Origin of the sequence: Celeribacter sp. (assembly GCF_048270365.1) — a bacterium.
Classification (GTDB): domain Bacteria; phylum Pseudomonadota; class Alphaproteobacteria; order Rhodobacterales; family Rhodobacteraceae; genus Celeribacter.
The window spans coordinates 1-18,817 of sequence record NZ_JBLWTA010000008.1 but is presented as its reverse complement, the minus strand read 5'-3'; the positions used below and the strand labels follow the sequence as shown (position 1 = coordinate 18,817).

The following is an 18,817-nucleotide window of genomic DNA, read 5'->3' as shown; positions in this document are numbered from 1 at the left end:
GCAAAAGGATTTCCAGCTTTTCTTTTGCCACTGTCTCTGGAGGGGAAACGATGCGCGTATCTTTGCCGGTTTGATGTGAAATTGCCGTGAGAATGCGCAAAATGAAACGGGCCGAAAGGGCCCGTTTGAGTGGCGGGACGCGCGCCGCGAGTCGGGATGTCCACGGGGGGCGGAATCAGCCGAGAATGATTCCGATCGTGACAGCGCCCAAGCCCATGGCGGAGATCAGAAGCGCAACGAGATTGAGTGCCACGATCTTTTGCAGACGCGCGCGGATGTCCTCATCCGTGCCACCGGCTTTCTTGGCCTTCAGCGCGGCCAGGATGCAATAGCCCAACAGCGCCACCCCCGCCAAAGTCAGCGCCACGCCGCCCCAGATCAATGCATCCATCCTCAGTCCCTCGCTTTTCATTTCGCCCTGCTTGATACAGAACTGGCCCGCGCAAGCAAGCATTTGCGCGCTTGAATGGCTTTCCTGGTGGCCAAGTCATTGAAAAAAGGGCCAGGGTTTGGAATGAGTAACGGACGCATGATCCCAACAGGCCCAAAATGACCGTTGATCAGATGAACCAGCTTTCGACTTCGCAGGACGGCGGACCAGAGATTTTGCCTTTGGGACGGGACGGTTGGCTGGTGCGCTTTGCCTTGACGCCTGAGCCTTGGGCGATGGCGGCGGTGCAAAAGCTACATGCTTTGGGCTCGGCTTCTGCGCTGTCGGGCGTGACGCGTGTGGCGCCGAGCCTGACGTCCGTGTTGTTTTCCTATGATCCCGATGGCACCGACCGTGTGGTCCTGCGGGCCCAGATCGCGCGGCTGCTGGAGGGCGAAGACTGGCATCACGCCACGCCTGAACCTGCTACGCGGGTCTGGCAGGTGCCGGTGAGTTTTGGTGGGGATCATGGCCCCGATCTGGCGGAGGTGGCGGTGACGACGGGGCTGAGTCCCGAGCAGGTGATCGGTGAGATTGTCCAGACCCCGCTCAGGGTTCTGGCCATCGGATTTGCCCCCGGTCAGCCCTATCTCGGCCTCTTGCCCGATGCCTTCGATCTGCCGCGTATGACATCGCTCAACCCGCAGGTGCCGCAGGGCGCGATCGCTTTGGCGGTTCGGCAATTGGTGCTCTTTGCCAATGCCTCGCCGACCGGCTGGCGTCAGGTGGCGCGCACGGCGTTTCGGGTGTTCCGCCCCGAGAGCGACACGCCCCTGCCGCTCTGCGCAGGCGATGAAATGCGGCTGGTGCCGGTGTCGGGGACAGAGATGGACGGGCTTTTGGCCTCCGGCGACCCAACCGGCGGCGCCAAGCTGGAGCTGCGGTCATGAGTGCGGTGATCGTCCACAAAGCGGGGCCGGGGCTGACCGTGCAGGACCTCGGTCGACCCGGCAGGGCCCATCTGGGCTTGTCGCGTGGCGGAGCGGCCGATCCGGTCGCACTTTATGAAGCGGCGGCGTTGTTGTCGCAGAGCACCCCGCAAGCCGCTATTGAGATGGCCGGGATGGGCGGCACGTTTGAGGTCACGGCGCCCACGCGCATTGCACTCACGGGTGCGCCGATGCGGGCCAGTTTTGGCACGCAGGCGCTGCGTTGGAACGCAACGCATCTCTTGTCTCCGGGGGCGCGTCTGACCATCGGTGCGGCGGAGCGCGGCAGCTATGGCTATCTGAGTTTTGCGGGCGGGATCGAGACGCCAGAATTCCTGTCCAGCCGGTCGACCCATGTGACGGCGGGGCTTGGCGCGGCGCTCAAAGAGGGCACGCGCCTGCCTTTGGGAGCGGACCCTGATCCGGGCGCGGCCTCTGTCGGCCTTCCGCTCGACACACGTTTTTCCGGCGGTGACATTCGTTATATCGCCGGACCGCAGACAGCGCTCTTCGCGCCTGAGGTGCTGGCCGAATTCGAGGCCACGCGTTTCACCCGGTCCGCCACCGCCAATCGCCAAGGTGTGCGGCTTGAAGCCGACGCGCGGTTTCTGTCGCAGGCGCCTGCCGGGCTGGCTTCCGATTTCATCCTTGAGGGCGATCTTCAGATGACCGGCGACGGGTTGCCCTATGTGCTTTTGTGCGAATGCCAGACCATCGGCGGCTATCCCCGGATCGGCACGGTGATTGCGGCGGACCTGCCCATGGTGGCGCAGGCGGGGCAGGGGGCGGAGCTGCGGTTTCGGCAGATCACTTTGGAGGAGGCGGATCGGATCGCGAGCGCCCATGACGTGCGGCTGAAGGAGTTGCGCCGTAAGGTTCAGCCGCTCATTCGCGACCCGTCTTTGATCCACGATCTTTTGAGCTATCAACTGATCAGCGGCGTGACAGCCGGTGACGAATTGGAAGGATAACCCATGCTGAAAGCCGATCTGAATTCCGACATTGGCGAGGGCTTTGGCGATTGGACCAAGGGCGACGATGCCGCGCTGATGAGGGTGATCACCTCGGCCAATGTCGCCTGTGGCTTTCACGCGGGAGACCCGGATGTCATGGCACGCACCATGAAACTGGCGGTGGAGAACGGTGTCGGCATCGGCGCGCATCCGGGTTTTGCCGATCTCAAGGGCTTCGGGCGGCGGCGCTTGCCTCTGAGCCATGAGGAGATCGCCAATTTGGTGAGTTACCAACTGGGCGCGGCGCAGGCGATGGCGCGGGCGGCGGGCGGTCAGGTCCGGCATCTGAAGCTGCACGGCGCGCTGGCGAATATGGCCTCCGAGGATGCAGGTCTCGCGCGGGTCTGTTTCGAGGCGGCTCTCAAGGTTCAGCCCGATATCGTGATCATGGTGCTCGCGGCCACTGCGATGGAGCAGGCCGCGCGCGATCTCAACTGCGCCTGGGCGGGCGAAATTTTCGCGGATCGCGCCTATAATGACGACGCCACGCTGGTGGATCGTCGCCAGCCGGGCGCGGTGCTGCATGATCCGCAAGTGATCTCCACGCGCATCCTCGCGATGCTCAAGGCGGGGGCGATCATTACGGAGAGCGGCAAGCATATTCCGTGCAAAATCGACACGATTTGCGTGCATGGCGATACGGAGGGCGCGCTGGCGATGACCTCCGCGCTCAAGGCCGGGTTGCAGGCGGAGGGCGTCGAGATTGCCAGGCTTTGAGCCCGCAATCATATCGGCGAAATCCGTCGCATTGGGCAGGGTCCGAGGCTTGCCATGGCGCCGCCTGCCGGGTAGGGATCAGGGCTTGAGAAGAGCAAAAATATCCCACTACCCCCCGAGGAAGGTTTCCCCATGATGGACGACGATATCGAATCCGGCCACAGCTCCGGCCCTGACGCCTCCTACCGCGTGACCGCCGACGAGCTGCGCCAGTTCGTGGAGCGCTTTGAGCGCCTTGAGCTTGAGAAAAAAGACATCGCGGATCAGCAAAAAGAGGTGATGGCCGAGGCGAAAGGCCGTGGCTACGACACCAAAGCGATGCGCAAACTCATCGCCCTGCGCAAGAAAAGCGCCGATGAGATCGCCGAGGAAGAGGCGATTTTGGACATGTATAAGGAAGCTCTGGGCATGCGCTGAGGCGCCTGTTCTGAGCTTGCCGGATGAGCCGTCGCACCCGTCATCGCCTTGCCGTATCTGTCCTGGCGCTCGCTTTGGGCTTTGGACTTGGGTTGATGCTTTTGGGGCTGTCGCCGGTTCTGGCGGGCGTCTGCCCCGGCTGTTTCGGGTTTAAAAAAGTGGCGCCGCAGGTCTATTCCGAACTGCGGGGCCCGACCACCTCGAAAGAGATGCTGCGCCGACTGGCCTTGGCCGAAGAACGCGTCGAGGCCGTGTTCGGGCCGCAGGAGCGTCCGCGCATTCTGATTTGCTACACCGCGACCTGCAACAATGTCATGGGCGGCATGACGGCGCGGGCGATGACCTATGGCAATCACCTATTTTATCTGACGCCGCGGGGCCATGACACGGAGATCATTGCCCATGAACTGACCCATGTGGCGCTGCACCGACAGATCGGGCTCAGCGCCCAGCGGCACTTCCCGGCCTGGCTCGATGAGGGCATTGCGACCTATGTGTCGCGCGATCCGCGGTTCGATCTCAATCCTGACACCTGCGATCCGGGGGCGGGGGATTTGCCGATGCAGGCCCACGACTGGCGCCATTCCGAAGCCGCCCGCAACGCCAGCGCCTATGCGCAGGCCGGTTGCCGCGTGGCGCAATGGGCCAAGGCGCATCCGGTGAGCGGGATCGAGGGGTTGATTGCGGGGGCTTTGGAGTGAGGGCTCTCGTCCTCACGGCGCGATAAACCGCACGCCCTCCATCTCTTCGATCTTTTCCAAGTCCTCTTCATAGGCCTCGGTCAACCGCTCGACCAAGGCGTCGTCCCAGCCGGGCAGGTCAATCTCTTCTTCCAACGCGTCTTCGTCGACATATTTATCGAGAAACGCCTGTAGAATGCGGCGGCGCTGTTCTTCGGTCTGGGGGCGGTGGGTGTGCAGATAGGTGCGCAGCCGCTTCATGCCCTCGCGTTTCATGATCGTCGCCAAAATGTCGAGCCCGCCGGACATCGGCACCATCGGGCCTGCCCCGGTCATGTCACGCATCACCTGCGACCAGGTCAGCGGCGTGTCTTCATAGGCGAAACAGGTGAGACGCGCGTCGGGGCAGACCGTGCGGATGCGCAGCAAAAGCTCAGACCAGCGCAGCGCCTCAACGTCGACCCCATGGAGAAACCCCTCGAAACTCACGCTCGGCCCGCAAAAAGAAAAGGCCTCCGGCACAAAGGTCGCCGGGTTGCGGATGCCGATGAAGAATTCCATCTCGTGATCGGCAAAGACATTGCGCAGCCACGGCAGTTTGAAATTCGCCTTCTCGTAAAACCCGCCCTTCTCGAAGATGAAGGGATGCATGCAGATCACGTCTTCGTAGCTCAAGACCATGCGCGCGCAGTCGTCGATGTCGAGCATATGATCGAGCAGCATTTCCTGCGTCTCGGGGCTGGCGCGTTCGCTTTTCACCTTTTTCATGATCTGCGGCAGCATATCGCGATAATAAGCGAGGGGCGGCACCGCGACGCCTTGTTCGGCCAGCACGGCCTTATTTTTCAAAAGCCCGCGCATGAGCTGCGCGCCATTGGTGCAATGGGCGCCGATATGCATTGAGATGATCATGGTCGGGTCTTTCTCTGGCCTGGCGACGGTCTGGCAGCGGTCTTCTTGTCTCTTGATGCCCCACTTATGCCTCTGTGAGACAAGAAGGTTAAGGGGGGATTTACCATATGTGCTTTTGACGGCTGGGCAAGCCTGCTTTGATCGCGCGGGTTTCTCTTCACCTCACTTGCAAAAGCCTCTATGTCGGATGAATGACCGACCAAATCTCTCAGACACCGGCCTGCGAGGCCTCTGGCGGCTCAAGTGCCGCGCGCCGTCATGGCGGTTTGGCCCGCGTGTCGCGTCTGTCGCCCTGGTCGGCGGGGGCCTTTGTGATCGCGGGTCTGGTGTTGATGCCACTGATCGCCGTGGTCTGGATCGCCTTTCACCCAAGCGAAAACATCTGGCCGCATCTCATGGCCACCACCTTGCCACGCTACATGAAAACCACCGCGTTTCTGGCCTTTGGCGTTGCGGGGCTGGCGGCCTGTGTCGGCACCGGCTCGGCCTGGCTGGTGACCATGTATCGCTTTCCCTTGTCGAAGGCGCTGGAGTGGCTGTTGCTTTTGCCCTTGGCGATCCCGGCCTATGTCGGCGCCTATGCTTTGGTCGATTTTCTGGAATATGCCGGACCGGTGCAGGGCGGCTTGCGGCAGGTTTTCGGCTGGCAGAGCGCGCGTGACTATTGGTTCCCGGAAATCCGCTCTCTCGGCTCCGCCATCGTCGTTCTGGCCGCCGCGCTCACGCCCTATGTCTTTCTGTTGACCCGCGCCGCCTTTCGCGAGCAATCCGGCTCTGTCTATGAGACCGCCCGCGCGCTGGGCGCCGGACCTTTCGAGCGGTTTTGGCGCGTCGGCCTGCCGCTCGCGCGCCCTGCGATTGCGGCGGGCACGGCGATTGTGATGATGGAAGCCGTCTCGGATTACGGCACCGTGTCCTATTTCGCGGTCCAGACCCTCACCACCGGCATTTTCTCCACCTGGCTCGAAGGCGGCAACGCTGGCGGCGCGGCCCAGATCGCCTCCGTCGTTCTGGTCGTGGTGCTCCTCTTGGTGGCCTTCGAAAAAGCCTCGCGCGGCCGCGCCCGGTTCCACCAGAGCGCGCGCCAAACCCGCCCGATCGCGCCCATTCGCCTCAGCGGCTGGCAAGGGCTTTTGGCGCTTGCTTTATGCGCGGTGCCCTTCCTCGTGGGCTTTGTCTTGCCGGTCTCGGTGATCTCGTATCACGCCTTGGGCGAGCCGGAGCAATGGGCCGTTCCCGGTCTGATCATAGCCTTGAAAAACACGCTGACTGTGGCCGGTATAGCGGCGATTGTCACGGTTCTGGCAGCACTCTTCATGGTCTACGGCGTGCGTCTCACAGGCCGCAAACTGCCACGTCTGATCCTGCCCTTCACCACCTTGGGCTATGCTGCGCCGGGCGCCGTTTTGGGTCTCGGCATCCTGTTTCCTCTGGCCGGTCTCGACCATGTTCTGGCCGATGCCATCGCGGCGCTGACCGGCACCGATCCGGGCCTTTTGCTCACCGGCTCTGCCTTCGCCATCATCCTGGCCTATGTCGTGCGGTTCTTCGCCATCGCCCAAGGCGCGACCGATGCTGCTTTGGGCCGCGTCTCGCCGTCGCTGCCCATGGCGGCACGCTCCTTGGGGCAAAGCTTGGGCGGCACACTGCGCCGGATCTATGTCCCTCTGATCCGCGGCTCCGTCGGCACGGCGCTTTTGCTGGTCTTCGTCGACTGCGTGAAGGAACTCCCCGCAACCCTGCTCTTGCGGCCCTTCAACTACAACACGCTGGCGACGCGGGTCTATGACAAGGCCTCGCTCGAACAGCTCGAACAGGCCTCTCCTGCGGCGCTTCTGGTGATTGGCGTCGGCCTCCTGGCCGTGGTCCTCATGGCCCGTTCCGAGAATGCGGCAGACCTGAGTTAAGTCTCAGCACCTCGCTGCCGAAGGCTTTCCGGATTTGACGGCCCACTACGACAAACCTCTTGCGCACAAGTACGTCACCGCGTAAACGACGCCCGAGTGCCCCTATAGCTCAGCTGGTAGAGCAACTGATTTGTAATCAGTAGGTCCGCGGTTCGAGTCCGTGTGGGGGCACCATTTCACCATCCCGTAAAATCCGAAGACGTCCGATAACCCTTATGTTATAAGGGTTTTTGTGGATCTCTTTTGTCCGGTGGTGTTTTCTGCCGTCCGACGAAATACCCCCAGAATTGGGGGTGTTTTGGGGGTGCCGCGAAAACTGCGAAAAGGTGATACCCCCAAGATGCCGCTAAGTGATGTTCAAATTCGGAATCTGAAGCCAAAAGAAAAGCAGTATAAAATCTCCGATTTCGAGGGCTTGTATGTGCTGGTTAAGCCAAACGGTTCGAAGCTTTGGCAAATGAAGTATCGCTATTTTGGCCGGGAACGCCTTTTGTCCCTCGGCGCTTATCCCGCTGTTTCCTTGGCACAGGCTCGAAAGCTAAAAGACGAGGCCCGCGCCCTTCTTGCGCAAGACATTGACCCGAGCGAGGCAAAGCAGGAAGCGAAGCGGGCCAAGCGTGAGGCTCAAGGGCATACCTTCCAGAAGATCGGGGAAGCCTTTCTCGAAAAGCAGAAGAAGGAAGGAAAATCCAAAGCCACTTTGGACAAGACCGCTTATCACTTGAAACTGGCGGATGCGGAATTCGGGCGCAAACCAATCACAGAGATCTCCGCGCAAATGATCCTGCGAGCGCTGCGCAAACAAGAGGCGAAAGGTAACTACGAGACCGCGCACCGCCTTCGCGCTCGTATTGGGTCAGTATTCCGCTTTGCGGTCGCGAGCGGACTCGCCGAAACCGACCCGACACACGCGCTCAAAGATGCACTTATTCGCCCCAATCGCAAACATCGTGCGGCGATCACCGATCGTGATGCGCTGGGCAGTCTGTTGCAATCAATCGAGGCTTTTGAAGGGCAAGCTACAACACGGATAGCTCTTAAGCTTCTCGCGATAACAGCACAACGTCCCGGAGAGATCCGTCACGCGAAATGGGAAGAATTCGACTTTCAAGAAAAGATCTGGTCACTCCCTGCGAGCAAAATGAAAATGCGTCGTGATCACAACGTTCCATTACCTGCACAGGCGATTGCCCTTTTGGACGAGTTGCGGATGATTACAGGAAATGGCGAATTCCTGTTCCCGTCTCTTAGATCGTGGCACCGTCCAATGTCCGAGAACACACTTAATGCTGCGTTGAGGCGGATGGGATATTCCGGCGATGAAATGACGGCACACGGGTTCAGGGCGAGTTTTTCAACGTTGGCCAATGAAAGTGGTCTGTGGAACCCCGATGCCATCGAAGCAGCGCTGGCACACGTAGAACGAAATGAGGTGCGCAGGGCCTACAATCGAGGTCTCTATTGGGATGAGAGGGTAAAGCTTGCGGATTGGTGGGCTGGATATCTGGACGCTCTCAAGACAGTATAGGTCGCTCAAAACTAGAGAGGTCCAAGCATGTCCTTAGATTCCGAAGAGCGTTCCCGAATTATCGAAGCGGCCATGCGTGTCAAATTCGGAGCGTATTACGATTGGAAACGCCCCGAACTTTACCATCAATATGGCGCAAACAACCTCGATTTTGTTCTGAGCTTCGAAGAAAAACTCGCGTCCTTGCTGGATGTCGTCAGAGTAGCGTTCAAGGCAATGAGCGATGACGATCTTTCCAAGATCCAGATCGAAATTTCAAATCCGAGAGAGAATTCTCAAAAAGAATGGCTACAACTGGAGCGCGACCGGATCGCCTTGCTTCTGAGGGCGAAGCCTGCTCCGATCCAGTTTGGTTTCGGGCATCCGGAGTTGGCGGCGGACTTTGCCTACTGGAGTGCCATGCCAAAGCTGAGTTTGTATGAAGTAACGGCCCTGTCTCTCGGAGCAGACCCCAGAAATGTCTCGGAGAAATACTTCGAAATACGCATGCGCGCCGCGCGGGAAAGGAAAAGTCTTTGGGCTGCGGATGAGCGTCTTCTTGAACAGCGGGAGATATTCTCTCGCTATTTCAACCATACTGGCTTGGGGTACGTGCCGGCGCCGATTGCGCAAGTCAAGAAATGGATCGATGAAATGCAGATCCCCGTTCACCCCGAGTTCTATCGAGCGCTTGAAAACCGCGTTGTGCCAAAAACAAGAGTGAAGGCCGAAGATGATCGATCGAAACCTCTCATAGGGCAAGAACGTGAGATTTTGTTGAAATTGATCGCGGCGATGGCATGTGAGCAATATGGCTACGTGCCCGATGCGAAGCGGAGCGGAGTTTCCCGTAATATCAAGGATGACATGGACCGCGTAGGTTTGAGCATGGATGAGAAAACCATACGCAAGTGGTTGAAAACGGCGGCGGAATTGGTCGATTTCGACTACTGGGAGGATAAGGACTAACGGGAAAGTTGGCCTTCCCGCACAAGGGGGGCGGAACTGGAGAGGATGTAGCTGAACGTTAAAAACTTCAGGAGTATCCAGTTGGACAATCTAGACTTCCCTAAAACCGGTTTCGTCCGTCTTTCTCATATCCTCGCGCCGAAAGGCCCGATCCCGGTCTCTAAATCGACATGGTGGCAAGGCGTTAAAGACGGGCGTTTTCCCCAGCCCCAGAAGCTTGGGCCCCGCACGACTGTGTGGCGCGTCGAGGATATTCGTGCGCTCTTCGAGGCAGAGGCGCGGGACGATGGTTAAGCGGATCAGAACAACACACATCCGGGCTAACCGGAGCTATGATGTCGTTGAGGCGGCAAGAGCCTGCGGGGTCACCCACTGGACAATCCGCAACTGGATCAAGGCCGGGTTGGTGCCTCTCGATGGGCAGAGGCCGACATTGATCGCCGGTGAGACATTGAAGACCTTTCTCGATCAACGTCAGGAAAAACGCCGGACACGTCTCGCAACTGGACAGCTCTATTGCACCTGTTGCAAGTCGCCAACTTTCGCGCGGGGCGGCGAGATCGAGGTCAAAAAATATGGCAACCGGCTCGCGGTTCAAGGGCTTTGCGCGCGATGCGAGACCCTCAGCTCTCGCTTTGTCAGTGCGGCTCAGCTCACCGATTTCCTGAAAAATGCGTCCGGCCCATTGCTAACCGCCGAGAGCACTAAAGGAACCGAAGAGACGATACTCCAATTCCCACTTCAGGGGCGCACGACGTGATACAGAAGCAGAACCCGGAAAACGAACGCATCAAACGCAAATTCTTTGCCTATCTCCAAGGCCCGCTCGGACGTGACGAGAAGACCATCCAGAAGCACGCAGACGCGATCGCATGGTTCGAAAAGACGACCGGCCACAAAAGCTTCAAGAAGTTCCATATCGACCAGGCGACGAAGTTCCGTACCCAGTTGCAAACGGCCACCAACGCGCGGACGGGAAAGCCTTTGACCGCGAGCACGATGGACGGTCAGGTGCGGATGCTCAAGACCTACTTCGTCTGGCTGTCTCAGCAGCACGGCTACAAAAGCCGGATTAGCCATACGGATGCTGAATATTTCAATCTGAGCCGTGCCGAGCGTCGGATCGCACATACGCCCAAGCGCAAGCAGGTTGCATCGCTACAGCAATGTAAACGTGCCTTCGATCTAATGCCGAGCGCGACACTCATCCAGAGGCGGGACAAGGCCCTCTTCGCGTGTTTCATGCTCGCCGGATCCGTGACGGCGCGGCGGCTTCTCTGCCCTTGTCCTGCGTCGATCTCGATGAGGCATTGATCTATCAGGACGCGCGCCTGATGCAGACGAAGGCGGCCAAAACGATCACGAGCTACTTTCTCCCGGTCGATCCCGCCTATGAGGTGTGTTTCATTGAATGGGTCAGCTACCTCCAGAACGAGTTGCTCTTCGGGCATGATGATCCGGTTTTTCCAAAGCCCGAGATTGCGGTTGGCGAAAACGGATTTCAGGTGTCGGGGCTGTCCCGTGACTTTTATTCGAACGCTTCCAAAATCCGCGAGGTGGTCAAATCCGCCTTCACTTCCGCCGGGTTTGCGGCTTTCGCGCCACACTCCCTGCGATCGACACTGACGCGTTGGGCGGACAAACACTATAGCTCCCGCGAGGCCTTCAAAGCTTTTTCCCAGAACCTCGGCCACGAAAGCGTCGTGACCACGGTCGGAAGCTATTGCCCCGTCGATGAAGAGCGGCAGGGGGAGTTGATCCGGGGCGAATAGACCGTCTCGCCCCTTCCTTTCGATCGCGCACTCATGCCATAACTCTCCAAAGACCCACGCAATTTGAGGCGCGCATGAACGCTGTTGAGATCGAAGAGGCCATTTCCGCCCTCGCCGAACACCCCTTTGATGCCGCCGAGTTTCCCTTTGCCTTCCTACTGGCCTTCGGGAACAAGGAAACCACGCTCAAACGCCTGAGATCGGGTGCGTCCAACAAGTCCGATCTCGGCGGCGTCCTCCAAACCAACAATATCCATATCAAAACCTGCGCGCCGGGGGAGGTTGCCGACACGCTGTCCGCGCTCCGTGACAGCACCGCCACCGCCAAGGGTAAAGCAAAGTTCATCCTCGCAACCGATGGGGCAACCCTCGAAGCCGAAGACCTCACGTCCGGCGAGACCATCGTCAGCGACTATCCTAAATTTCCCGATCATTTCGGCTTTTTCCTGCCGCTCGCGGGCATCTCCACCGTCAAACAAATCCGTGAGAGCGCGTTCGACATCAAGGCCACGGGCCGCCTCAACCGCCTCTATATCCAACTCCTGAAAGACAACCCGGACTGGGGCACCTCCGCGCGCCGCCATGATATGAACCACTTCATGGCCCGGCTGATCTTTCTGTTCTTCGCGGAAGACACCTCGATCCTCAATGGCGACGATCTTTTTACCGCCACCGTCACGCAGATGTCCGACAAGGACAGCTCGAACACGCATGAGGTCATCTCAGAACTGTTCCGCGCCATGAACACGCCGGTCGACAAACGCGACGCGGCCAAGCTGCGCAACTGGGCCAATGTGTTTCCCTATGTGAACGGCGGGCTGTTTTCCGGCAGCACGGATGTGCCCAGATTCTCCAAAATCGCGCGCTCTTACCTTTTGCACATCGGCTCGCTCGACTGGACCAAGATCAACCCCGATATCTTCGGCTCGATGATTCAGGCCGTCGCCGATGACGAGGAACGCGGCGCTCTGGGAATGCATTACACCTCCGTGCCCAATATCCTCAAAGTGCTGAACCCGCTCTTCCTCGATGACCTGAACGCCCAGCTTACGGCGGCAGGCGACAACAAACGCAAGCTCGACAATCTGCGCAAACGCCTCTCGAAAATCCGCGTCTTTGATCCGGCTTGCGGCTCGGGCAACTTCCTTGTCATCGCTTATAAGGAAATGCGTGCCATCGAGGCCAAGATCAACGCCTATTGCGGCGAACCGGATCGGCGTTCGGACATTCCGCTGACCAATTTTCGCGGCATCGAGCTGCGCGATTTCCCCGCCGAGATCGCCCGACTTGCGCTGATCATCGCGGAATACCAATGCGACGTGACCTATCGCGGGCACAAGGACGCGCTGGCCGCCTTCCTGCCGCTGGATGCGGAGAACTGGATCACCCAAGGCAATGCCCTTCGCCTCGATTGGCTGACCGTCTGCCCGCCGACAAGCCAAAAGGTCGAAATGCGGGGCGAAGACCTGTTCATGTCCCCGCTGGAAAAGGCCCAGATCGATTTCAAGAACGAGGGCGGCGAGACCTATATCTGCGGCAACCCGCCCTATCTTGGCTCCACATGGCAGAGCAAGGAGCAGAAGGAAGACCTAAAGGCGATCTTTGACGGCCGGGTCAAAAGCTGGAAGTCACTGGACTATGTGGCGGGCTGGTTCATGAAGGCCGCTGATTTCGGCCAACACACCGACTGCACCGCCGCTTTCGTGTCCACCAATTCGATCTGTCAGGGCCAACAGGTGCCGATCCTCTGGCCCGCGATCTTTGTCACCGGCCATCATATCAGCTTTGCCCATACCTCCTTCAAATGGGCCAACCTTGCCAGCCACAATGCGGGTGTGACCGTGGCCATCATTGCGATTTCGAACATGTCGAACCAAACGCGCAGGCTCTACAGTCTGAATGCCGAGGGCGAGGCCGTGATGAAAGAGGTGGAGAACATCAATGCTTATTTAGTGGCCGCTCCGAATATTGTTGTTCAGCCGGTTACCAAACCAAAAGATGGTCGTGGCTTAATGGAATGGGGAAATAAGCCCACTGACGGTGGGAATTTCTTTCTAGACACTACCGAGAAAGCGGCTTTGCTGGCTGAAAGCCCTGAGGCTTCGAAATTCGTTCGGCGTTTTTTGGGTGCCCAAGAGTTTATTCAGGGCAAACAGCGATATTGTTTGTGGATCGAAGATAACGAACGCCAAGAGGCAGAAGCTATTGCCGAAATCCAGCGTCGCATTCAGGGCGTTGCAGAGATGCGTGCCGCTAGCAAAGCCGCAGAGACGCGTCCGGCGGCAGAGTTTCCGCACCGTTTTCGTCAAATACAATCAATCGCAATCAAGCGGTCTTTAGTGGTGGCCCGTGTCAGCTCTGAAAATCGGGACTATCTTCCTGTCGGTCTAGAAGATGACCAGACTATTATAGGCGACCGAAATTTCGCCCTCTATGACGCCCCGCTCTGGAACATGGCGCTGATTGCCTCGCGCTTACATTGGGTCTGGATCGGGACGGTCTGCGTCCGGATGCGGACCGATTTCAGCTATTCCAACACCCTCGGCTGGAACACCTTTCCCGTCCCCAAACTGACCGAGAAAAACAAAGCGGACCTCACCGACTGCGCCGAGGACATCCTCTTGGCCCGAGAGGCGCATTTCCCCGCGACCATCGCCGATCTCTACAAACCCGACGCCATGCCCGAAAACCTCCGCGCCGCCCACGAGCGCAACGACGAGGTGTTAGAGCGCATCTACATCGGTCGGCGCTTTCGCAACGACACGGAACGGCTTGAGAAGCTGTTCGAGATGTATACGAAAATGACAACGAAAGTTGGTGCCAGATTATGAATTTTGATTTTGAAAATGTTATGCTTACGAGCCACTACACTTACGACGTCGAGATCTATCAATGTCTTGGCTTTTCATCGGAAAATCGGAGAAGAGCCTTTCTCGAAAGGTCGAGACCCAATGCACTTGTTGTCACTTATCTGACCCGCGAATGTGGCGATCCTGATGCGGGGTGTGTTGTGGGGATTGGTTTGACCAACGGGCTTCTTGGGTCCATGCGGGATTTCACACCTAGCCATGCACATCGCGCCAACTGTGCCGAAGTGTGTGACAACTGGCCGTTTGCAATCCAGTATAATCGCGCATGGTCGATTTCGAAGAAGGATCGAATGGACGTCCGCGACTTCGCGCCGATAACATACCAGGTGCAGTATGCGCGTGATATTGGCGCACGGGGTCGGCTTTTGGCCCAATGTGAGGCCAAGAAAATCGCGTCTCTTCATCTGAAAGAGTTGAGGCTTGTTAGATGACCAAATCCGTTCCCTCCGTTTCCGTCACCTACGCGCAGAACCGTTCTTCGACCACCTCGAACGAGCTGGGCATGCGCAAGATGCAAGAGCGCGCCTATGAGATGCGGGGTGAGCAGTATCTGCTGATCAAATCGCCGCCTGCCTCGGGGAAATCGCGGGCTTTGATGTTTATCGCTTTGGACAAGCTCGAACATCAGGGCTTGAAACAAGCCATCGTCGTGGTGCCGGAAAAATCCATCGGGTCGAGTTTCAATGACGAACCGCTGAGCAAGTTCGGCTTTTGGGCCGACTGGCAAGTGGCGCCGCGTTGGAACCTCTGCAATGCGCCGGGGGGCGATGACGGCAAGGTGGGCGCGGTTGGGCGTTTTCTGGAAAGCAATGATCAGGTGCTGGTCTGCACTCATGCGACCTTTCGGTTCGCCGTGGACAAGTTCGGAATCGAGGTGTTCGACGATCGGCTGATTGCGATTGACGAATTCCATCACGTTTCCGCCAATCCCGACAACAAACTGGGCGCGCATCTCGGCGCATTGATCGCACGAGACAAGGTGCATGTCGTGGCGATGACCGGATCGTATTTCAGGGGAGATGCGGAGGCTGTCCTGTCGCCCGAGGATGAGAGCAAGTTCGAGACGGTGACCTACACCTATTATGAACAGCTCAACGGCTATGAATACCTCAAGACGCTCGACATCGGCTATTATTTCTACACGGGGTCTTATGCGGACGAAATTCTGAGTGTGCTTGATCCGAGTGAGAAAACGATCGTGCATATCCCGAACGTGAATTCGCGCGAGAGCACCAAGGACAAACACCGCGAGGTCGAGCATATCATCGACGCGCTTGGCGACTGGCAGGGGACCGATCCGGTGACCGGGTTTCAGCTGGTGAAAACCGGGGATGGGCGGATTTTGAAGATCGCGGATCTTGTGGACGATGAGCCCTCCAAGCGCGACCGCGTGGCGGCAGCGCTCAAGGACCCCGCGCATAAGAACGATCGCGATCATGTGGATATCATTATTGCATTGGGCATGGCGAAAGAGGGATTCGACTGGATCTGGTGCGAACATGCGTTGACGGTGGGGTATCGGGCGAGTTTGACGGAGATCGTGCAAATCATCGGGCGCGCGACCCGCGACGCAAAAGGCAAAACCAGGGCGCGGTTCACCAATCTGATCGCGGAGCCGGATGCGAGCGAGGAGGCCGTGACCGAGGCGATCAACGACACGCTCAAAGCGATTGCGGCAAGTTTGCTCATGGAACAGGTGCTCGCACCGCGTTTCAACTTTACACCCAAGACCAAGACGAGTGGCCCCGTCGAAGGGTTTGACTACGGCCCCGAAGGCTATAACCCCGACAAGGAAAATGTGGGTTTCGACGCGGACACCGGTCAGATCCAGATGGAAATCAAGGGGCTGACGGTTCCCAAAAGCGAGCAGGCAAAACGGATCTGTACCGAGGATCTCAATGAGGTCATCACGGCCTTTGTTCAGGATAGGCACACGATTGAGCGGGGTCTGTTTGACGAAGAACTCGTGCCCGAAGAGTTGACACAAGTTCGGATGGGCAAGATCGTGGGGCGAAAATTCCCCGAGCTTGATGCCGAGGATCAGGAAGCAGTCCGGCAACATGCGATTGCGGCCTTAAACCTGACCCAGAAGGCGAAACAAGTTACCTTGGAAGGGCTGGAGGCCGAGGAGACGCAGAGTGCGAATACCGCGCTTATTGATGGTGTTCGAAAATATGCGATGGACGTTCGTGAACTCGATATCGATTTGATCGATCAGATCAATCCTTTCGGGGAGGCATATTCGATCTTGGCAAAGACGATGAGCGAAGACAGCCTTAAACAGGTGAAAGAAGTCATCTCGGCGAAGAAGGTCAAACTCTCGCCGGAGGAGGCGAGAGAACTTGCACATCGCGCGTTGCGCTTTAAGAAAGAGCGTGGTCGCTTGCCGTCCATCACCTCCCCGGATGCATGGGAGAAAAGGATGGCCGAGGGGATCGCATTTCTCGCACGCATGAAACAAGAGGCTGGTCGTGGCTAAAGAATTCACAGACGAAGACGATGCGTTGCTTGCCGAACTCGGGATCGAGGTCGAGGATAAGAAGACAGCCCCACGCACGCCCCGAGAGGAGCGTATCATAGCCGGTTTCGAAGAGATCCAGCGGTTTGTGGAGACCAATGGACGTTTGCCAGAGCACGGCGAGAGCCGTGACATTTTCGAGCGGCTTTACGCAACGCGTCTGGATCGCTTGCGGGAGCTTTCTGAGTGCAGGGAGCTCCTGTCGTTTATAGACGCGCAGGGGCTATTGGACGGCGCGTATGTTTCTGATGAAGCGCATGAAATTGAGTTGGACGACGACGCGCTTCTTGCAGAACTGGGGGTCGAATTTGGCGGCATCACTGAATTGAAACATGTGAGATCCAGTTCAGAAAAGAAAGCCGCCGAGGAAATTGCCGGGCGCGAAAAATGCGAGGATTTCGGCACCTTCAAGCCGTTGTTTGAGCAGGTGCAAAAAGAGCTAAAGTCAGGTTTGAGAGAGGCGCGCAAGTTTGAGCTGAAGGCTGAAATCGAGCCGGGGCGGTTCTTCATTGTAGGCGGGCAAAAGGCGTATGTTGCCGAGAAGGGTGAGGTCACGATCACCGATCAGGGGCGAACGGATGCCCGTCTGCGTGTCATTTTCGACAATGGGACCGAGAGCAATATGCTCATGCGCTCTCTTCAGCGCGCTCTTAACGCGGATGGCGACGCCGGACGGCGGATCACCGAGCCGAATGCAGGTCCGTTGTTTTCCGATGAAACCGCTGATGGAGATGAGGCGAGTGGGACGATCTATGTGCTGCGAAGCCTGTCCGATCATCCCGTGGTCGCTGAAAACCGTGAGTTGGTTCATAAGATCGGAGTGACGAGCAATAGCGTGGACAAGCGTATTGCGGGGGCGCATCTGCAACCAACTTTTCTAATGGCCCAAGTTGAGGTTGTGGCAACATACGAGCTTTACAATATCAATCGTAGCAAGCTTGAAACGCTGTTGCATCGGGTATTTGCGAGTGCTCAACTCGATATTGAGATCCCCGATCGCTTCGGTCGTCCTATGAAACCGAAAGAGTGGTTCCTCGTGCCTTTCTTTGCCATTGAAGAAGCAGTCCAGCGCATCAAGGATGGCACGATTTCGGGATATGTTTATGATCCCTCCTCGGCGTCCTTCGTCAGGGCCTAGTTGCCGCGATACCCCTTTAAGTAAGCGTTTTGGGGGTGTTGTTGGGGGGTTCGTGCAATATCGAAATATAATTATCAATTATTTTCATAAACTTATGCCATGAATGGGTGTACGTGTCGGTTCAAAAAATCAACATGTTGCGAAAAATTGGCGCGTTCACATTTGTTCCGTTTTGAAAAATGGAAGCAATACGGAAGCACGCGGAGACGAATTGTAGTGCGTTGCACTGGCGCAACGGGGCGAATCTTTGCGAAGGAGGTCTTTCGTCTCTGTGGGGGAAGCGGTGGTCATTAATTAGTCGCTATAGGGCTGTAAGTCGGTTTGCCGTTTTCGGATTGGTGGTACCATGTGACCTCGACTAATGCGCGGTGAAATTCAATCCTTAGAGTTGCGTTGACTCATTCGTTTGTCTTGTGGCAACACTTCATCACGGCTGTTTGGTCTAGTCGGCACCAAGTGGTAGCGGATCATTGCTGAGTTCTTAAAGGTGATGATCAACTCCCTAGAACGCTTTCGCCTTGAGAGTGTACGCATTTGCGGTGATTTCTTTAAGGGTGTCGGCGCCCGCAAGGGTAGCAAGGAAACCGGATTTGCAGAAAGCTATTAAGAGAGAGATTAAGAGCACTTCTCGGCGTATGATTGCCAAGATGACTGCCAAAAATATGAAATTCCAAGAGCATCGCGAACGAATTGAGAGGCGCACCGGATTAGCAATGCCTCCGATTTCGTTGCCGACGAGAACAAAGGATCATTTTGATCCATACTATTGTGCGAGAAATGCAAACGTCATTTCCTCGGCTGTCTGGAGTAAAATCGAGCGCGGCACTTACAAACCAGAGGTAGCTCGTGCGTTCGACATTCCGAAGAAAGGCGGTGGTACACGCCCTCTCACTACGTTTTCCATCCCAGACAATGTCGTCGCGAAGCTCGTGTACCGGTAATCCCCCCCCCGATCTTAGGGGGATGCGGAAGTAGAATTTTCTCGGCAGGATGAACGAGGAGCTTCCGATGAAGAAGACACGTTTCACTGAAGCGCAG

Annotated in this window: 18 protein-coding genes and 1 tRNA gene; 17 read left to right on the top strand and 2 right to left on the bottom strand. The window is 57.6% G+C overall.

Translation table 11 applies throughout. The annotated features are described in order from the left end of the window. Positions 1-175: 175 nt before the first annotated feature. Positions 176-391, bottom strand: a complete 216-nt coding sequence (locus ACN0X0_RS12010; protein ID WP_417279349.1) for a hypothetical protein — start codon at positions 389-391, stop codon at positions 176-178. A gap of 158 nt (positions 392-549) precedes the next feature. Between ACN0X0_RS12010 and ACN0X0_RS12005 the strand changes: the two genes are divergently transcribed. The 5 genes from ACN0X0_RS12005 (at position 550) to ACN0X0_RS11985 (ending at position 4,207) form a co-directional block, all read left to right on the top strand. Beyond that, positions 550-1,320: a 5-oxoprolinase subunit B family protein gene (locus ACN0X0_RS12005; RefSeq protein ID WP_417279348.1), complete on the top strand. Its 771-nt coding sequence runs from the start codon at positions 550-552 to the stop codon at positions 1,318-1,320. Beyond that, entirely contained in the window at positions 1,317-2,330 is a 1,014-nt protein-coding gene (locus tag ACN0X0_RS12000; RefSeq protein WP_417279347.1) for a biotin-dependent carboxyltransferase family protein, read from the top strand. The genes ACN0X0_RS12005 and ACN0X0_RS12000 overlap by 4 nt, the downstream gene beginning before the upstream one ends. A 3-nt stretch (positions 2,331-2,333) precedes the next feature. Continuing rightward, positions 2,334-3,089, top strand: coding sequence for a LamB/YcsF family protein (locus ACN0X0_RS11995; RefSeq protein ID WP_417279346.1), 756 nt, complete (start codon positions 2,334-2,336; stop codon positions 3,087-3,089). A gap of 135 nt (positions 3,090-3,224) precedes the next feature. After that, positions 3,225-3,506, top strand: coding sequence for a DUF2312 domain-containing protein (locus ACN0X0_RS11990; RefSeq protein WP_417263948.1), 282 nt, complete (start codon positions 3,225-3,227; stop codon positions 3,504-3,506). Positions 3,507-3,529: 23 nt separating this feature from the next. Next, complete coding sequence (locus ACN0X0_RS11985) at positions 3,530-4,207, top strand: eCIS core domain-containing protein (protein WP_417279345.1); 678 nt, start codon at positions 3,530-3,532, stop codon at positions 4,205-4,207. 12 nt (positions 4,208-4,219) lie between these two features. Here ACN0X0_RS11985 and ACN0X0_RS11980 read toward each other — a convergent pair whose 3' ends face one another. Further along, positions 4,220-5,098, bottom strand: a complete 879-nt coding sequence (locus tag ACN0X0_RS11980; protein WP_417279344.1) for a hypothetical protein — start codon at positions 5,096-5,098, stop codon at positions 4,220-4,222. Between the two features lie 332 nt (positions 5,099-5,430). Here ACN0X0_RS11980 and ACN0X0_RS11975 point away from each other — a divergent pair, with 332 nt between their 5' ends. The 12 genes from ACN0X0_RS11975 (at position 5,431) to ACN0X0_RS11920 (ending at position 17,779) form a co-directional block, all read left to right on the top strand. Beyond that, entirely contained in the window at positions 5,431-7,005 is a 1,575-nt protein-coding gene (locus ACN0X0_RS11975; RefSeq protein WP_417279517.1) for an ABC transporter permease, read from the top strand. 98 nt (positions 7,006-7,103) lie between these two features. Further along, positions 7,104-7,179 (top strand) — tRNA-Thr (locus ACN0X0_RS11970). 166 nt (positions 7,180-7,345) lie between these two features. After that, positions 7,346-8,533, top strand: a complete 1,188-nt coding sequence (locus tag ACN0X0_RS11965) for a tyrosine-type recombinase/integrase (RefSeq protein ID WP_417279343.1) — start codon at positions 7,346-7,348, stop codon at positions 8,531-8,533. Between the two features lie 27 nt (positions 8,534-8,560). Continuing rightward, positions 8,561-9,481: a hypothetical protein gene (locus ACN0X0_RS11960; RefSeq protein ID WP_417279342.1), complete on the top strand. Its 921-nt coding sequence runs from the start codon at positions 8,561-8,563 to the stop codon at positions 9,479-9,481. An 81-nt stretch (positions 9,482-9,562) separates the two neighbouring features. Then, a complete protein-coding gene (locus ACN0X0_RS11955) occupies positions 9,563-9,775 on the top strand; it encodes a helix-turn-helix transcriptional regulator (RefSeq protein WP_417279341.1) in 213 nt (70 codons plus the stop codon). After that, the gene (locus tag ACN0X0_RS11950) at positions 9,768-10,241 is read left to right on the top strand and encodes a hypothetical protein (RefSeq protein WP_417279340.1); all 474 of its coding nucleotides are present in this window, start codon (positions 9,768-9,770) and stop codon (positions 10,239-10,241) included. Before ACN0X0_RS11955 ends, ACN0X0_RS11950 begins: the two co-directional genes overlap by 8 nt. Next, positions 10,238-10,795 (top strand): hypothetical protein, encoded by a 558-nt coding sequence (locus ACN0X0_RS11945; protein WP_417279339.1) that lies wholly within the window; start codon positions 10,238-10,240, stop codon positions 10,793-10,795. Before ACN0X0_RS11950 ends, ACN0X0_RS11945 begins: the two co-directional genes overlap by 4 nt. Further along, positions 10,717-11,253 (top strand): hypothetical protein, encoded by a 537-nt coding sequence (locus tag ACN0X0_RS11940; RefSeq protein WP_417279338.1) that lies wholly within the window; start codon positions 10,717-10,719, stop codon positions 11,251-11,253. The genes ACN0X0_RS11945 and ACN0X0_RS11940 overlap by 79 nt, the downstream gene beginning before the upstream one ends. Before the next feature lie 74 nt (positions 11,254-11,327). Continuing rightward, positions 11,328-14,084 carry a class I SAM-dependent DNA methyltransferase gene (locus tag ACN0X0_RS11935; protein WP_417279337.1) on the top strand — a complete coding sequence of 919 codons (2,757 nt, stop codon included), beginning with the start codon at positions 11,328-11,330 and terminating at the stop codon, positions 14,082-14,084. Continuing rightward, positions 14,081-14,554: a hypothetical protein gene (locus tag ACN0X0_RS11930; protein WP_417279336.1), complete on the top strand. Its 474-nt coding sequence runs from the start codon at positions 14,081-14,083 to the stop codon at positions 14,552-14,554. The genes ACN0X0_RS11935 and ACN0X0_RS11930 overlap by 4 nt, the downstream gene beginning before the upstream one ends. Beyond that, positions 14,551-16,602, top strand: coding sequence for a DEAD/DEAH box helicase (locus ACN0X0_RS11925; RefSeq protein WP_417279335.1), 2,052 nt, complete (start codon positions 14,551-14,553; stop codon positions 16,600-16,602). The genes ACN0X0_RS11930 and ACN0X0_RS11925 overlap by 4 nt, the downstream gene beginning before the upstream one ends. Beyond that, positions 16,595-17,779, top strand: a complete 1,185-nt coding sequence (locus ACN0X0_RS11920) for a GIY-YIG nuclease family protein (protein WP_417279334.1) — start codon at positions 16,595-16,597, stop codon at positions 17,777-17,779. The genes ACN0X0_RS11925 and ACN0X0_RS11920 overlap by 8 nt, the downstream gene beginning before the upstream one ends. The last annotated feature ends 1,038 nt before the right edge of the window (positions 17,780-18,817 follow it).

Bases quoted from the DNA above. Each gene is read 5' to 3' on its own strand.
- ACN0X0_RS12005 (WP_417279348.1), top strand. From the start codon at position 550: ATGACCGTTGATCAGATGAACCAGCTTTCGACTTCGCAGGACGGCGGA.
- ACN0X0_RS12010 (WP_417279349.1), bottom strand. From the start codon at position 391: ATGGATGCATTGATCTGGGGCGGCGTGGCGCTGACTTTGGCGGGGGTG.
- ACN0X0_RS11965 (WP_417279343.1), top strand. From the start codon at position 7,346: ATGCCGCTAAGTGATGTTCAAATTCGGAATCTGAAGCCAAAAGAAAAG.
- ACN0X0_RS11925 (WP_417279335.1), top strand. From the start codon at position 14,551: ATGACCAAATCCGTTCCCTCCGTTTCCGTCACCTACGCGCAGAACCGT.
- ACN0X0_RS11950 (WP_417279340.1), top strand. From the start codon at position 9,768: ATGGTTAAGCGGATCAGAACAACACACATCCGGGCTAACCGGAGCTAT.
- ACN0X0_RS11935 (WP_417279337.1), top strand. From the start codon at position 11,328: ATGAACGCTGTTGAGATCGAAGAGGCCATTTCCGCCCTCGCCGAACAC.
- ACN0X0_RS11990 (WP_417263948.1), top strand. From the start codon at position 3,225: ATGGACGACGATATCGAATCCGGCCACAGCTCCGGCCCTGACGCCTCC.
- ACN0X0_RS11930 (WP_417279336.1), top strand. From the start codon at position 14,081: ATGAATTTTGATTTTGAAAATGTTATGCTTACGAGCCACTACACTTAC.
- ACN0X0_RS11975 (WP_417279517.1), top strand. From the start codon at position 5,431: ATGCCACTGATCGCCGTGGTCTGGATCGCCTTTCACCCAAGCGAAAAC.
- ACN0X0_RS11980 (WP_417279344.1), bottom strand. From the start codon at position 5,098: ATGATCATCTCAATGCATATCGGCGCCCATTGCACCAATGGCGCGCAG.
- ACN0X0_RS11960 (WP_417279342.1), top strand. From the start codon at position 8,561: ATGTCCTTAGATTCCGAAGAGCGTTCCCGAATTATCGAAGCGGCCATG.
- ACN0X0_RS12000 (WP_417279347.1), top strand. From the start codon at position 1,317: ATGAGTGCGGTGATCGTCCACAAAGCGGGGCCGGGGCTGACCGTGCAG.
- ACN0X0_RS11995 (WP_417279346.1), top strand. From the start codon at position 2,334: ATGCTGAAAGCCGATCTGAATTCCGACATTGGCGAGGGCTTTGGCGAT.
- ACN0X0_RS11985 (WP_417279345.1), top strand. From the start codon at position 3,530: ATGAGCCGTCGCACCCGTCATCGCCTTGCCGTATCTGTCCTGGCGCTC.